This is a genomic window from Pseudonocardia sp. T1-2H, from assembly GCF_038039215.1.
Classification (GTDB): Bacteria; Actinomycetota; Actinomycetes; order Mycobacteriales; family Pseudonocardiaceae; genus Pseudonocardia.
In genome coordinates this window covers 4,471,294-4,486,268 of record NZ_JBBPCL010000001.1, presented here as the reverse complement: position 1 = coordinate 4,486,268, position 14,975 = coordinate 4,471,294, and the positions used below count along the sequence as shown (strand labels likewise).

The 14,975-nt window shown below is 70.3% G+C and carries 8 protein-coding genes and 1 pseudogene; 6 read left to right on the top strand and 3 right to left on the bottom strand.

What is annotated here, in order from left to right; translation table 11 throughout:
• Positions 1 to 161: 161 nt before the first annotated feature.
• Positions 162 to 1,358, top strand: coding sequence for an MFS transporter (locus tag WBK50_RS22105; protein ID WP_341337433.1), 1,197 nt, complete (start codon positions 162 to 164; stop codon positions 1,356 to 1,358).
• A gap of 405 nt (positions 1,359 to 1,763) precedes the next feature.
• Positions 1,764 to 2,234, top strand: a pseudogene (locus WBK50_RS22100) (IS3 family transposase); the annotation flags it as partial.
• Between the two features lie 900 nt (positions 2,235 to 3,134).
• On the opposite strand, the gene WBK50_RS22095 reads toward WBK50_RS22100, so the two are convergent.
• Positions 3,135 to 3,560: a hypothetical protein gene (locus WBK50_RS22095; RefSeq protein WP_341337432.1), complete on the bottom strand. Its 426-nt coding sequence runs from the start codon at positions 3,558 to 3,560 to the stop codon at positions 3,135 to 3,137.
• Positions 3,561 to 3,596: 36 nt separating this feature from the next.
• Between WBK50_RS22095 and WBK50_RS22090 the strand changes: the two genes are divergently transcribed.
• The 4 genes from WBK50_RS22090 to ccrA all read left to right on the top strand — a co-directional run bounded on the left by WBK50_RS22090 (position 3,597) and on the right by ccrA (position 7,999).
• Entirely contained in the window at positions 3,597 to 3,818 is a 222-nt protein-coding gene (locus WBK50_RS22090) for a hypothetical protein (protein WP_341337431.1), read from the top strand.
• Positions 3,819 to 4,313: 495 nt separating this feature from the next.
• Positions 4,314 to 5,834 carry an aldehyde dehydrogenase family protein gene (locus tag WBK50_RS22085; RefSeq protein WP_341337430.1) on the top strand — a complete coding sequence of 507 codons (1,521 nt, stop codon included), beginning with the start codon at positions 4,314 to 4,316 and terminating at the stop codon, positions 5,832 to 5,834.
• Positions 5,835 to 5,841: 7 nt separating this feature from the next.
• Complete coding sequence (locus WBK50_RS22080; protein ID WP_341339475.1) at positions 5,842 to 6,237, top strand: DUF779 domain-containing protein; 396 nt, start codon at positions 5,842 to 5,844, stop codon at positions 6,235 to 6,237.
• Between the two features lie 430 nt (positions 6,238 to 6,667).
• On the top strand, positions 6,668 to 7,999 hold the full coding sequence (ccrA, locus tag WBK50_RS22075) for a crotonyl-CoA carboxylase/reductase (protein WP_341337429.1): 1,332 nt from the start codon (positions 6,668 to 6,670) through the stop codon (positions 7,997 to 7,999).
• Positions 8,000 to 8,555: 556 nt separating this feature from the next.
• Here the strand turns inward: ccrA and WBK50_RS22070 are convergent.
• Both WBK50_RS22070 and WBK50_RS22065 read right to left on the bottom strand, forming a co-directional pair.
• Complete coding sequence (locus WBK50_RS22070; protein WP_341337428.1) at positions 8,556 to 9,308, bottom strand: 3-oxoacyl-ACP reductase; 753 nt, start codon at positions 9,306 to 9,308, stop codon at positions 8,556 to 8,558.
• A gap of 22 nt (positions 9,309 to 9,330) precedes the next feature.
• Positions 9,331 to 14,973: an ATP-binding protein gene (locus tag WBK50_RS22065; protein WP_341337427.1), complete on the bottom strand. Its 5,643-nt coding sequence runs from the start codon at positions 14,971 to 14,973 to the stop codon at positions 9,331 to 9,333.
• Positions 14,974 to 14,975 lie beyond the last annotated feature (2 nt).

Sequence of the window (14,975 nt, the reverse complement as noted above, 5' to 3'; positions counted from 1 at the left end):
TGGCAGGCGGATCCGAGCGCATCAATGCCGAAGGTCCCGAGAATTGGGACGGAACAGCCCTGCCGATCAGGCACCCGGGCGTACGACGATGGACGTTCGTCGGCGCCTGTGGCCGAAGCCGCCGCACTGCGCAGGGTCGACCGGCAGATCGGAGATGCGCCGTGACCAGACGGGCCGCGAAGGGGACAACACCGGCCACCGGGCCGTCGGCGGCGTCACCGCGACCGGCGATGATGCTCACGCTGGCCACCATCGGCTTCGCGGTGACGTTCTGGGCCTGGGCGCTGCTGTCGCCGCTGAGCGCGACCCTGCGCGAGCAGCTGTCGCTCACCTCGTTCCAGCAGTCACTGCTGGTCGCGGTACCGGTCATCGTCGGCTCGCTCGGCCGGATCCCGGCCGGCGCGCTCACCGACCGGCTGGGCGCACGCCGCATGTTCCCGGTCGTTGCCCTGCTGACAGTGCTGCCGGTGCTTTACCTCGGTCACCTCGCAAGCTCGTTCGCCGGCTACCTGGTCGGTGGCTTCTTCCTCGGCCTGGGCGGCACCACATTCGCCATCGGCATCCCGTTCGTGAACTCGTGGTACCCCCCGCAACGGCGCGGCCTCGCGCTGGGCATCTTCGGCGCCGGCATGGGCGGTACCGCGATCTCGGCCTTCACCACCGTGCAGCTGACCAAGGCGATCGGCCCCATCTTCCCGTTCGACCTGGTCGCTGCGGCGCTCGTGGTGTACGCCGTGGTCGCCTACCTGCTGCTGCGCGACCGGCCGGACCGGCCCGTCGCCGCCGGGAGCATGCTGACCCGGCTCGCGACAACGCTGCGTATGCCGGTGACGCTGCAGCTGTCGTTCCTGTACGCCGTCGCGTTCGGCGGCTTCGTGGCGTTCAGCGTGTACCTGCCCACCTACCTCACCACCGCCTACCATCTCGAGCGCAGCGACGCGGCGCTGCGGACCGCCGGGTTCGTGGTGCTCGCCGTCGCCATGCGGCCCATCGGGGGTTGGCTGTCCGACCGGTTCAAGCCGATCGCGGTTCTGCTCAGCGCCTACGGCGCGGCCGCGTTGCTGGCCCTGATGGCGGCGTTCGAGTTCCCGCTGGTCCCAGTCGGCACGGGGGCCTTCCTCGGGCTTGCCGCGGCCCTGGGCGCCGGCACCGGGGCGGTCTTCGCACTCCTCGCCCGGCTGGTCGCACCCGAACAGGTCGGGGCCGTGACCGGAGTGGTCGGCGCCGCCGGCGGGCTCGGAGGCTTCTTCCCCCGCTGGTCATGGGTTTGGTCTACGGTGCCCTGGGCAACTACATGGTCGGGTTCCTGCTGCTCGCTGCGACCGCGGCCGCGGCAGGCGTCTTCACCGCAACCGTAGTGCGCCGGCGCGAACAGATGGCCGCCGCGGGCACACCGGCGGCCAACCGGTAATCACCGAGTAGAGGCCGGTGGGTGACCGGCCACCTGGCGGTCTCGGCATGACCGGTGACGCTAGAGCCGTCGAGGCCGGGCGCGCTGGACGGGCTTCGCAGTGGGCCCAAGCTCGTCACTCCGGGGACGCCCCCGTCGCGAGTGAAGCCGCTGCCTGGTTGGGTTGGGCGGCCGAGCCCTGCCCGGGGCGGGCCGAGGCGTAGATCAACCGCTGGTCGTCTCCCCATCGGAGGCGCTGTCGTCGACGCACTGGTGCGGGTCGTCGTGCCACCGAGCGGTGGTCCCAATGCCCACCCGGACACCGTCGCGACGAGATGACCCTGCCCGCCACGCCCGAGCGCACCAGGCGCACATCACCGAGCACCACACCCGCGAAGGCAAGCTCTACTGCGCGGTCGTCCTCGACACCTACGCCCGCCGCGTGGTCGGCTGGTCGATCGACTCCTCACCGACCGCGGCATTGGTGACCAACGCGCTCGGCATGGCCATCGACTCCCGCCGGCCACCACCGGGGACGATCATCCACTCCGACCAGGGACCGCAATTCGGGTCCTGGGCCTTCACCGACCGGGCCAGGGACTCCGGGCTGGTGCCCTCGATGGGCAGCGTCGGGGACTGCTTCGACAACTCCATGATCGAGGCCTTCTGGTCGCGCATGCAGATCGAACTGCTCGACCGGCAGTGGTGGAGGACCCGGATCGAGCTGGCCAACGCGATCTTCGAGTACCTCGAGATCCGGCACAACCGGCAACGTCGACACAGCGCGCTGGGCTGGCTGTCACCGATAGAGCTCGAGTCCAACAGTAAGATCGTTGTGGCCTAGTTTCCAGGAACCCGACTCCACGGAACCCGGGGCATCCCAAGGTGTCCGGTCAGCGGGGGTCACTTCAACTGCGCCAAGTGACGAAAACCCGGGGAGGCTGTTCATCCGCCGACCATCGCCCGACCAGGTGGGCAGCGCTGATCTGGTAGTCGTCCCGCTTGCCGACCTACCGCCTATCCTGCTCGCCGCTGATGGGTCGTCGTGCTGGGCTCGCCCTGTCGAACAAGTGCTCGACCAGATCGTCGGCATCCGGGTCGGGCACCGTTGCCCGAGACACCAGTACCGGCTCGGCAAAGTGCTCGGCCCCTCACACCGATCGGGCGGCCGTTTGGCGGCTCGACAGTCGGTGCTCGGGCTGGGAGACTGACCCGCACAGACCGCCCTGGACCTCGGCGGCCCACTAATGGGGCACGCTGAGGTGGGTTGTTAATGGGCGGCGAGACGTGGCCCGGTCGCAGTTCCGAGCCTGGTGGTGTGTGCACCACGCTCGCCGATGCCGGTGATGTCACCGTCATGCGGGTACAGGGCGAGGTGGACCTCGCCACCGTGCCGATCGTGCGAACCACGTTCGGTCGGGCCCTCGGTGCGGGGCCGGCGGAATCTCGTTGTGGATGTGTGCGGCGTGACGTTCTGCGCAGTGCGCGGTCTGGCGGACCTCATGAGCGCTGCGACCGTGGCTGCCGGGCAGGGAACCCGCTACGCGGTCAGTGGGCTCTCACCGTTTCTTGCGCGGGTGTGGGAGATGGCGTGGCTGCGGTCCGCAGCGCGACCGGTACCGAAACGCCACCGGATCGCCGCGCCGCAAACAACGAGTCGACCACGGAGGATCTACGGATCGCGCTCCGCCGTTACCGCACGTTCTTCGATCGCCTGCTCTCCCTCTAGATCAGCCAATCCTGCTCAGCGTGCAGTCCAACGCTGACGCCGTTCGTAACCGAGACTGCCCCTAAGACAGGGAGGAAAAATTCGCAGTGGACTAGTTGCCAATTCGACGATTGAGGCCACCTCGCAGCTGATCTGCGGGTTGAAGCCGACGCAGTTCAACGGGCCGACAAGCATCGTGATCGCGACCGTTCCGACCAGAGCGCAGCTTGCGACCGACCCGGTGACGTAGTTGCGCTGCACCGAAGCTACGACCCCGATGATCAGCCAGACGACGACCATTGCCGCCGCGATCCGCATCGCTACCTCCCACACCCAATTGATCGCGACACCTACAGCGGACCACGGACTGATGTATCCGTGGAAGTGGGGAAGATCAAAGCTCCTGATCACCATTACGGTCCCAGCGAAAACCGCCGCCGGCAACCGGCCGACCTGCAACACCCGACAGCGCACCTCTCCCGATCGCGGAGGCCCACCATGCTCACCCGGTCTCTCTGGACCATCCTCGCCGCCGTTGCGGGGTACCTGCTGGGTGTCGTCGGCATGGTGGCGCTGTCCCCCGGAGCAGTGCTGGCGTGGATCGGCCTGGGATTTTTCATCGGGGCGCTCGCCTGGATCCAGGCGCAGCAGCGCTCGGCCGGGGAAAGACTCCCGCGCCTGGCACCGGCCCCCGGGCCAAGGTCGCCGCGGCCGCGGTGACCTTGGCGAGCGGCCTGGTCCTGGCCGGGCTGATGGTGCTGCTGGGCGCGGCCGGCGCCGTCGTCATCGCGATGCTGGTCGCCATCGCCGCGCTGTGGATCCGGCTAGGCCGCGGGGCACCGCAGGACTACATCACCGCCGAGAGCGCGGCCGCGGACCGCGCGGAGGACCTGCGGAGCGCGGCGCAGCTCCTTCGCCCTGCTCGACGTTCCTGCGGGCCCCGGCCGCTGCGAGATCGTGCGCATCCGGGAGCGCCTGCTCGACGAACTCGACCGACGGAACTGCGACGGGTTTACCCGATGGCTCGAGACCGGCGCCTGCGCGGGCAGCGGCCCGGGCCGCTACCTGGCCACCGACCGGTGAGCCCTGAACCCGCAACGGCGCCCCCGGCGCAGGCACCGTCCGCTGAGCCTACGGCGCACGGGACGTTCAGCACTGTCGAGCCTGCAGGGATCGGTGTTCAGTCAAAGGTGAGGTCCGTGAAAGGGGAGTGCCATGAAATATTTCCCACCCGAGCAGTCGGGCAGCATCGTCGAGGTCGCGCCACGGTACGAGAACTTCATCGGCGGTAAGTGGTTGACACCGACCGGCGGGAACTACCGGGTCGACCTGAGCCCGGCCGACGGCCGTCCCATCACCGAGGTCGCGCAGTCCACCCCGGCCGACGTCGAGCTGGCTTTGGACGCCGCGTACGCGGCGAAGGACGCGTGGGGCGCGGCCTCAGCCACCGAGCGCGCAGAGGTGCTCAACGCCATCGCCGACGCGATCGAGGCGAACAAGGAGATGCTGGCCGTCGCCGAGAGCTGGGACAACGGCAAACCGGTCCGCGAGACCCTGGGCGCCGATGTACCACTGCTCGCGGACCATTTCCGCTACTTCGCCGCGGCCGCCCGCGCCGAGGAGGGTCGCTCGACCGAGATCGACAAGGAGCTCGTCGCCTACCACTTCCGTGAGCCGCTCGGGGTCGTCGGCCAGATCATCCCGTTCAACTTCCCGCTCCTGATGGCCGGCTGGAAGCTCGCTCCCGCACTGGCCGCCGGGAACTGCTCGGTGCTCAAGCCGGCCTCGCCGACACCCTGGTCGATACTCAAGCTCGCTGAGGTGATCGAGGACGTCGTCCCACCGGGCGTCATCAACATCATCAACGGTCCAGGCGCCGAGATCGGCAAGGCGCTCGCCGCCAACCGCCGCATCGCGAAGGTTTCCTTCACCGGCGAGACGGTGACGGGGCGGCTGATCATGCAGTACGCGGCGCAGAACCTCATCCCCTCCACCGTCGAGCTCGGCGGCAAGAGCCCCAACATCTTCTTCGCCGACGTCATGGACCACGACGACGCCTTCCTGGACAAGGCGGTCGAAGGATTCGTGCTCTTCGCGTTCAACAAGGGCGAGGTCTGCACCGCCCCGTCGCGGGCGCTGGTCCACCGCGACATTTACGACGAGTTCATGGTCCGCGCGCTGGCCCGGATCGCTTCCATCAGGCAGGGCAATCCGCTGGACACCGACACCCAGCTCGGCGCGCAGGTCTCCACTCAGCAGATCGACAAGATCAGCTCATATGTCGACATCGGCCGCAACGAGGGCGCCGAGGTGCTGATCGGCGGGCAGCGTGCGGACGTCGACCCCGATCTCGCCGGCGGCAACTACTTCCAGCCGACGGTGCTCAAGGGCGACAACAAGATGCGGGTGTTCCAGGAGGAGATCTTCGGCCCGGTCCTCGCGGTCACCACGTTCACCGACGACGCCGACGCGCTGGCTATCGCTAACGACACGCTCTATGGCCTCGGCGCCGGAGTGTGGACGCGCAACGGCACCCGCGCCTACAAGATGGGCCGGGGCATCAAAGCCGGCCGGGTGTGGACGAACTGCTACCACCAGTATCCCGCGGGTGCGGCGTTCGGCGGTTACAAGATCTCCGGGGTCGGCCGGGAGAACCACGCGATGATGCTCGACCACTACAGCCAGACGAAGAACCTGCTGGTCAGCTACAGCGACAGTCCGCTCGGTCTGTTCTGAAACCGTGATGAATCCGATCGCGGGCGTGGAGCGGATTACGGCAACCCCGGCGGCCCGTTCGGCGATCAGCCGACTGCGCGCCAGCCGGGGTGCGCCGGTCATGTTCGTACAGTCCGGCGGGTGCTGCGCGGGCAGCACACCGATGTGCCTTCCCGAGGGCGAGTTCATGGTCGGGCAGGGCGACGTGCTGCTCGGCGAGATCGAAGGCTGCCCCTTCTACATCGACGATGCGCTCGACGCGGCGTGGCGGCACGACAGGTTCGTCCTGGACGTGGACCGCGGCGACCCGGAGGGCTTCTCGCTGCCCGCAGGTGAGGGGCTGCGTTTCGTCACCCACTCCGCGGGCCGCCTCACCCCGGGTTCAGCGGCACACTCGTCCCCACCGAACGGAACAACACCATGAGAGCCGCTGTCGTCACCGACTTCACGGCGCCCCTGCAACTGCGCAGGACCTGCCGGTGCCGAGCCGGGCCCGGGCGATGGGCAGAGGTGTGACCACCCGGGTGGTCGGCGACCAGCCAGCGGTGCAAGGGACCACCGCGACGGGGACCACCGCGACGGGCAGGTCGGCAAGAACGTCGACGAGCCGTTGTCAATCGGTGTCACCGAGATCGCGTTCGGCGCCGGATACCTCGTAGTCGGCCAGGTTCCGGTCCATCTGGCGGCGCCGATGCGCCTGTAGTGGTCCCAGGAGTAGTGGTGCACGCGAGAGCAAACGTTGTGCACGTCAGTGGCCGCTTACTCGACGCCGACCCCGGACGGGTGTGAGGGGCCGAGGCGGAAACGCAGGCTCCGGTTCGCCCGGTGCGGCGTAGAGAACCAGGAGAATGGATATGCAGCAGATTCTCGACGCGATCCTCGCCGAACAGTTCGATGAGGTCGGCGGGTTGAAAATCCCGGAGCATTACCGCGGCGTCACGGTGCGCGCGGACGAGACCGAGATGTTCGCGGGATTGCCCACCCGGGAGAAGGACCCGCGGCAGAGCCTGCACGTCGGAGACGTCGCCACCCCGGATCTCGGACCCGGTGAGGCGCTGGTCGCGGTGATGGCCAGCGCGATCAACTACAACACGGTCTGGACGTCGATCTTCGAGCCGCTCCCCACGTTCAGCGCCCTGCGCCGCTACGGGAGGTTGTCGGAGCTGGCGAAGCGGCACGACCTGCCTTATCACGTGGTGGGCTCCGACCTGGCCGGCGTCGTGGTGCGCACCGGACTCGGGGTGCACACCTGGAATCCCGGTGACCGGGTGGTCGCGCACTGCCTGTCCGTGGAGTTGGAGAACCCCGACGGGCACAACGACACGATGATGGACCCGGAGCAGCGGATTTGGGGTTTCGAGACCAATTTCGGTGGCCTCGCCGAGCTGGCCCTGGTCAAGTCCAACCAGTTGATGCCCAAGGCGCCCCACTTGAGCTGGGAGGAGGCGGCCAGTCCCGGGCTGGTCAACTCCACGGCCTACCGGCAGTTGGTCTCGCGCAACGGGGCGGACATGAAGCAGGGTGACACCGTGCTGGTCTGGGGTGCCTCCGGCGGCCTGGGTTCCCACGCCACCCAGATGGTGCTCAACGGCGGCGGCACGCCGGTGTGTGTGGTGTCCTCCCCGGAGAAGGCGGAGATCTGCCGGAGGATGGGCGTCGAGCTGATCATCGACCGGAACGCGGAGGGCTACGCGTTCTGGGGCGACGAGTTCCACCAGGACCCCGCGGAGTGGAAGCGCTTCGGGGCCAAGATCCGGGAACTGACCGGCGGTGAGGACCCGGACATCGTGCTGGAGCACCCGGGCCGGGAAACTTTCGGCGCGAGTGTCTATGTGACCCGCAGGGGCGGCACGATCGTCACCTGCGCCTCGACCTCGGGCTACGAGCACACCTACGACAACCGATACCTGTGGATGAACCTCAAGCGCATCATCGGCTCGCACTTCGCGAACTACCGCGAGGCCTGGGAGGCCAACCGCCTCGTTGCCACCGGCAAGGTGCACCCGACGCTCTCGAAGGTCTACCCGCTGGCTCAGACCGCTCAGGCCGTGCTCGACGTGCACTCCAACGCTCACCAGGGGAAGGTCGGCGTGCTCTGCCTGGCACCGCGGGAGGGACTCGGGGTGAGCGACACCCAGCGCCGGGAACGGCACGCGGAGCAGATCAACCGGTTCCGGGAGGTCTGAACGCGGCGCCCTCCTCCACGCAGGCGAGGTTCCCGGCGACCCTCGATACGCAGACCTGCACATAGCGCTGGCCGCCGACGGGCCGAGGTACCCGGCCCTGGCCCTGGCACCGCCGTGAGGCGGCCGGCCGTTGCGCTGGCTGGCGGCGAGTTCCCGGGACAGGGCGGCGGGACGCCGCGGCGAGCGCGAGGGTGATCGATCGGCACCCGCTTGCGCAGGTCCCGCACCGTCAGTTCGCTCTCGGCCATGCAATACCACCTGCCCCGAAACGGGCGCCGCCACCGTCGAGGAGGCTGGTTCGATTTCCCACCGGCAAACCGCGATCCGGGTCAGTCAGGTCACCGCCAAGGCGCGGCGGAATCGGTCCTGGACGGTGACGGTGGAGGCGGTGTCGGGAGGCCGAAGCGGACGCTGTCCGCCCCGGTCGGCCCGGTCGCCCCGTGCTCGACAGGCTCCAGCGGGCATGGACGCCGGCCGGATCTCCCGCGCAGACAACGACCGCGCGGTCAGCCGCATCTTCACTTCAGGGACTCTGCGGCTGACCGGTGGCCGCCGGTCACATGTCCAGGCCGCCGTTGACGGAGATGACGCTGCCGGTGATGTAGCCGGCGCCGTCGTCGACCAGGAACTGCACCGCGCGGGCGATCTCGCTGGCCTGCCCGAGCCGCCCGACCGGAACGCCCTTGAGCAGCTTGGCCAGCACCTCCTCGGGGACCGCGGCCACCATCTCGGTCTCGATGTAGCCCGGCGCCACGCAGTTCACCGTGATGCCCTTGCGGGCCACCTCCTGGGCCAGGCTCTGGGTCAGGCCGAACAGGCCGGACTTGGACGCGGCGTAGTTGGCCTGGCCAATGCCGCCGGTCTGCCCGATCGTCGAACTGATGTTGACGATGCGGCCGAACCCGCGCTCGAGCATGTGGTCGAGGACGGCCTTGGCCATGTAGAACGAGCCGGACAGGTTGATCCGCAGCACCGCGTGCCAGTCGTCGACGGTCATCCTGCGCATGGTCTTGTCGACCGTGATGCCGGCGTTGTTGATCAGGTAGTCCACCCGGCCCCGGGCCTCGAGGACCTCGCCGACGACGCGGGTGCAGTCCCCGGGCTCGCCGACGTTGCCCTGGTGCACCGACACCGACGCGCCCTCGGCGCCGAGCTTGCCGGCGAGTTCCTCGGCCGCCTGGGCGTTGCTGTTGTAGCCGGCGGCGACGTGCACCCCGGAGCGGGCCAGTGCCGTGGTGATGGCGGCGCCGATTCCGCGTGTACCGCCCGTCACGATCGCCACGCGCTGGTCGTTCGACTGGTCGGACATGGTGACTCCGGTCCTGTTGGGTCTATCCGGTCGTGCCGTCTTCCTGGGTGAGCGTGCGCGCGATTCCGCGCTGCACCGCGTCGGCCAGGTAGGGCCGCAGCCGGGTGGCGGGGACGATGGTGTGCACGGAGCCCATGCTGCGGGCCCGTTCGATGCTGTGCCGGGTGTCGAATTCGTCGGCGACCTGGCCGAGCTTCTCCGAGCGCACGGCCGGCCGGACCGCGGCCAGCTCGGCGCGCAGCCGGGCGGCGTCGGCATCCTCCCCGGAGTCGGACGCCTCGGCGATGCGGACCTCCAGGTCGGCCACCCGCGGGTCGGCCGCGGTGCGCTTGTTGACCTCACCGGCGAACACCACGGCCGCAGCCGGGGCGCCGCCGATCACCGAGGCGTAGGAGCCCTCGACGGCGGCGATCTCCATGTTGTCGTTGAGCGTCCCGGAGAACACGACGAACGCGCCGCCGTGGTAGCGGGAGACCACGCAGAACACGATCGGGCCGTCGAAGTTGACCACGGCCCGGCCGATCTCGGCGCCGTACTCCAGCTGCAGGCCGCGCAGTGACTCCGGCGACCCGTCGAACCCGGACAGGTTGGCCAGCACCACCAACGGCCGGTTGCCGCTCGCCGCGTTGATCGCCCGGGCGGTCTTCTTCGACGAGCGCGGGAACAGCGTCCCCGCGGTGAACTGCGACGGTCCGTCCACCGGCAGCGGGCCGCGCCGGGCCTGTGGCCGCGACTCGATGCCCAGCAGCGCGATCGGCTGCCCGCCCAGGTGCGCGTCGAACACGACGACCGACTCGGCGTCGTGCATGTCCACCCACCGCTCCAGCGGCGCGTGGTCGGCGTCGGCCACGCCGCGCACCAGCGAGCGGATGTCGAACGGCTTCTTGCGATCCGGGTTGGTGTCGGCCGAGAAGATCTCGCCGAGCGTGGTGAAGTCGGTCCCGGGCCCGGAGTGCGGCGAGTCGCTGATGTCGCGGTGGGTCGGGTCGGTGGTCGGTGCGGGCCGCGGGAAGCGCTCACCGGGCGCGGTGTAGGTGTGGGCGTAGTGGGCGAGCAGCACGTCCACGGCACCGGACAGGTCCGGCGCCCAGTACTGGGCCTGCCCGTTCGGGCCCATGATCCGGTCGTAGCCGCCGATGCCGAAGTTGTCCTCGGCCGAGACCCCGCCGGAGTAGTCCAGCGACTGCTTGCCGGTGAGCACCATCGTCGAGTCCGGGGTCATGACCAGGATGCCTTTGGTGTGCATCAGCATCGTGGCCTCGGCGTTCCAGTACGGCTGGGCGCCGACGTTGATGCCGGTGACCACGACGTTGATCTCGCCGCCGTCCTGGGTGAACTCGATGAGCCCGCGCAGCACCCGCGAGATCCAGTCCATGGTCTCGCTGCCGGAGTCCATCGCGATCTTCGCGCCCGAGGAGACGGCGAACCACTCCATCGGGGTGTCGAAGCGCCGCGCCAACTCGATGGCCGCGAGCACTCGGCGGCACTCGGGCTCGGCGATCGCGCCGAGCGCCTTGGTCGGGTCACCCAGCAGCACAACCCGGCGCATCCCATCCGGGTAACGCTGGGTGGGTGTGGTGACCACCCCGAGCACCATGTTCGCGGTGTTCGAACCCGGCGCCCGGTCCACCGGCACCGGGGCGCCGCTGTCGTCGAGGTCGTACTCGGTGAACGTGCCGGGGGCGCCGCCGCGGTCGGGCGAGCGGGTGATTAGTGGGATCAGCTCGTAGGGGTACACCGCGCCGCGGCGGCGGGCCCCGATCACCTTCCGGGTGTAGGAGTCCAGCTCACGCAGCGGGTGCCGCGGCGGGTCGGTGATCCGCAGCGTCAGCCCGGCGCCCGGCGGGCGGGACATCCGCAACATCCGCTCGCGCGGCTCACCAGCAGCGCCACCGTCGTTGTCCCCGGTTCCGGCCAGCCGGAACTGCACCTGCACCTGCTCCAGGCCCAGCGCCTCGGTGCGCGGCGCCAGGGTCCGCACGACGGCCTCGAACTCGGTGAGGGGTACGTCGACGACCGGCCAGACGAAGAGCTTGACCCGGTTCCACTCCAGCTCCGCCGCGGTCCGGTCGGCCGAGCGGGCGGAGCGCAGGCTGTCCAGGCACGCGTCGAGCACCCGTTCGAGCTGAGGCAGGCCGCGGATCCGGCCGTCGTCGTTGCGCAGGGTGGTCAGCTCTCGGACATCGGCCAGCGCGATGAGCCGCTGGTCCTCGGGGACCTCGCGGCCCTGCGCGCGGAACAGGTGTACGTCGGTGGCCGAGGGCAGCCGGGTCAGCTCGAAGCCCGACAGTCGCCACAGGTCCAGCCGCTCGGCGATCATCGGGTGCAGCCCGCGCAGCGTCCGGTCCTCAACCGGAGTGCCCTCCGGGCCGCCGCGGAAGGTGAACCACGTCGGCCCGCCGCTCTCCTCGCCGTCGGGCCGGCGCACCGCCACCGCGACCCGGCCGACCGGGCCCGGGATACTGCCGAGTTGGTCGCGGATCCGCTCGGCCCGGGCGTCCGGATCCGCACCGGAGGCCTTGGCCGAGGTGACGTAGAGATCGATCAGTGCGGTCCGCTCCGGCGGCAGCGCGTCGACGATCTGGCTCAGGTCGGTCGCGAGCGCGGATGGCCCCTTGGCGCCGCCGGCCGCGGTGGCGTCGAAGACGGCCGCCAGCACCGTGTAGGCCTCGCCGTCGTGGACGTAGTCCGCGGTCAGCAGCGCACGGCCGTCGTGCTCGACGACGGCCGACTTCTGCAGCGACCGGATCCGGTAGTACCGGCGGGTCATCACCTCGAGCATCGCGGCGTGGTGCCGCTCGGCGAAGACTTCGAGGATCGGCTCCCCGGACGCGACGATCTCGTCGATCTGCGCTGCACGCTCGGCGGGATCGTCGGCCAGCTGGTCGAGCCGCTCGCGGACCTGCTGCTGCACCCTGGCGCGGCCCTCGGCGATCAGCGGGGCGTCGAAGCAGCGGTACCGGACCTGCCGGGCCAGATCGCCGATCACGGGATGCCGCAGCTGGGTCGCGGTGACGACGTGGTCGAGGACCTGCCGGTAACCGTCGCGGGCGTCGGCGGGCAGCGACTCCGGGTGCCGCAGCCGCCATTGCAGCAGCTCCGAGATCGCCGGGACGTGCGCGGTCGCGCGGCGGTGGGCGAGGAACATCCGGTAGAGCGCGGGGCCCAGGTCGGGCGAGGGTTCCAGGTCAGTGATCCCGTAGTGGGCCAGGGCGCGGCGCAGCTTGATCCGGAACGACTCGGGCAGCCCTTCGGCGTCGGCGTCGCGGGAGCGCAGGTAGGCGTAGAGGTACTCCTGCGGGTTGCGGGTGGCCTCGGCGTCGACGGCGGAGTCGTCGCCTTCCATCCCGTCGGGCACCCGCCGGTTGCGCGAGAGCGCGCACAGGTCGGCGAAGATCCGCAGGACCTCGATCTCGCCGGCGAGCAGCCCCAGGTCGTCGGCGGGCAGCTCGGCCCGCGCGCTGGTCAGTCCCTGCAGCAGCGAGCGGGCCTCCCGCTCGTCGATGTCGAAGCCCAGCACCAGCGAGCGCAGCGCGGCCAGTGTGTCGGCCGCACCGCGGTCGGCCGTGGCGGTGCCGGCCAGCGCGCTCAGGTCGGCCCGGGTGCCCGACGAAGGGTCCCCGACCCCGTCCAGTTCTGGGTCGTGTTCCATGCGGACCAGCTTGGTGCCGCCCTCGACCTGGGTGTTGGGGTCGACCAGTACCTCGGCGACCCGGCCCGCGAGCGGGGCGCGCAGCGCCGTCTCCAGTTTCATGCTCTCCACGACGGCGACGATGTCGCCCTCGGTCACCGTGTCGCCGGCCTTCACCGGGATGGCCACCACCATCGCCGGTGCCGGGGCACGGACCAGTCCGGCCTCACCGCCGGAGATCCGGTGCACCGCGCCGTCGACCTCGACGAGGTAGTCCGCGCCCTGGGCGACCGAGAGCACCGCGAACGTCTGGTCGCCGACGGTCAGGCGGCGCTCGAACCGGCCCGACCGCTCGACGTCGACGTCCACCGCGCGCCCGTCCAGCTCCACCCGGTACCGGGCGGCCCGGGACCGGGCCACCCGCAGCCGGTAGGCCTCGCCGGCCGCGCGGACGTCGACCTGGTACCAGGACTCGTGCCCGACCTCGGGGCGGCCGCGCTCGGCGGAGGTGAACAGGCGGTCGCGCTGGCGGGCCACGTGCGCGTCGTGCGCCTCCACCGCGGTCGCGAGCAGGGCGACGTCGAGGCGTCGCGGCGGGGTGTAGCCGTCAGCCATCATGGTGTCGAGCCAGGTGGTGTCGACCTCGCCGGAGACGAACTCCGGCCGGTCGAGCAGGTCGAGCAGGAACGCCTTGTTCGTGGTGCCGCCGTCGATCACCGCGGTGGTCTGGCTCAGCGCGCGCGAGAGCCGGGCGCGTGCCTCGGAACGGGTCCGGCCCCAGGCGATCACCTTCGCGATCATGGAGTCGTACTGCGGCGGGATGACGTCGCCGGCCGCCACTCCGGTGTCGACCCGGATGCCCGGGCCGGTGGGCAGCACCAGGTGCTCGATCAGACCCGGTGCGGGGGCGAACCCGCGCTCCGGGTCCTCGGCGGTCAGCCGGGCCTCGATGGCATGCCCGAACTCCGACGGCGCGCCGGTCGAGATGTCGGCCAGCCGCCCGCCCGCCGCGACGTGTAGCTGCAGCTTGACGATGTCGACCCCGGTGGTCGCCTCGGTGACCGGGTGCTCGACCTGCAGCCGGGTGTTGACCTCCAGGAATGACAGCAGCCGATCCTTGGGCTCGTAGAGGAACTCCACGGTCCCGGCGTTGGCGTAGCCGGCCGCCCGGACCAGCTCGGCCGCGCTGGAGCGCAGCAGTTGCTCCTGCTCGGCGCCCAGCGCCGTCGAGGCCGACTCCTCGATCACCTTCTGGTTGCGCCGCTGCACGCTGCAGTCCCGGACGCCCAACGTCCACACGGCGCCGTCGGCATCGGCGACGACCTGCACCTCGACATGCCGGCCGCCGCGGATCGCCCGCTCCAGGAACACCGTCGCGTCCCCGGCGGTCTTCGACGCCTCCGAGCCCGCCCGCTCGAAGGCCTCCGCCAGCTCCTCCGGCGAGCTCACCAGCCGGATGCCCCGCCCGCCGCCGCCCGCGGTCGCCTTGACCATCAACGGGTAGCCGATCGTCTCGGCGTGCTCGCGGGCCTGGTCCAGGTCGGCCACCGGGCCACCGCTCCAGGCCGCGAGCGGCACGCCGACCTGCCCGGCCAGCCGCTTCGACTCGATCTTGTCGCCGAGCCGGCGCATAACCTCCGCCGACGGGCCGACGAAGATGATCCCCAGCCGCTCGCACAGCTCGGCGAACTCGGCCTTCTCCGATACGAACCCCCAGCCCGGCCACACCGCGTCGGCGCGGCACGCGCGCAGTGCGCGCTCCAGTTCGGCGTAGTCGAGGTACGGGTTGGCGCCGAAGCCGTCCTCGTCCTCCGGACCGATCAGCGCCGCCTCGTCCGCCTCCCGGACGAACATCGCCTGCCGGTCGGCGACGGTGTAGATGGCGATGGTGCGCAACGGTTCCCACTGGGCGCCGCCCGGTTGCGCGCCGGCCTCGGCGTTCCATTCGCGCACGGCATTGATCAGTCGCATCGCGGGTTCGCCCCGGTTCACGATCGCGAGGCGCTGGAAGGCAGGTCGAGTCCCGTGGCTCATAC

What these genes read in the sequence shown, in the direction of transcription:
- WBK50_RS22090 (WP_341337431.1), top strand. Translation starts at nt 3,597, where the DNA reads ATGCTCACCCGGTCTCTCTGGACCATCCTCGCCGCCGTTGCGGGGTAC.
- ccrA (WP_341337429.1), top strand. Translation starts at nt 6,668, where the DNA reads ATGCAGCAGATTCTCGACGCGATCCTCGCCGAACAGTTCGATGAGGTC.
- WBK50_RS22085 (WP_341337430.1), top strand. Translation starts at nt 4,314, where the DNA reads ATGAAATATTTCCCACCCGAGCAGTCGGGCAGCATCGTCGAGGTCGCG.
- WBK50_RS22080 (WP_341339475.1), top strand. Translation starts at nt 5,842, where the DNA reads ATGAATCCGATCGCGGGCGTGGAGCGGATTACGGCAACCCCGGCGGCC.
- WBK50_RS22070 (WP_341337428.1), bottom strand. Translation starts at nt 9,308, where the DNA reads ATGTCCGACCAGTCGAACGACCAGCGCGTGGCGATCGTGACGGGCGGT.
- WBK50_RS22065 (WP_341337427.1), bottom strand. Translation starts at nt 14,973, where the DNA reads ATGAGCCACGGGACTCGACCTGCCTTCCAGCGCCTCGCGATCGTGAAC.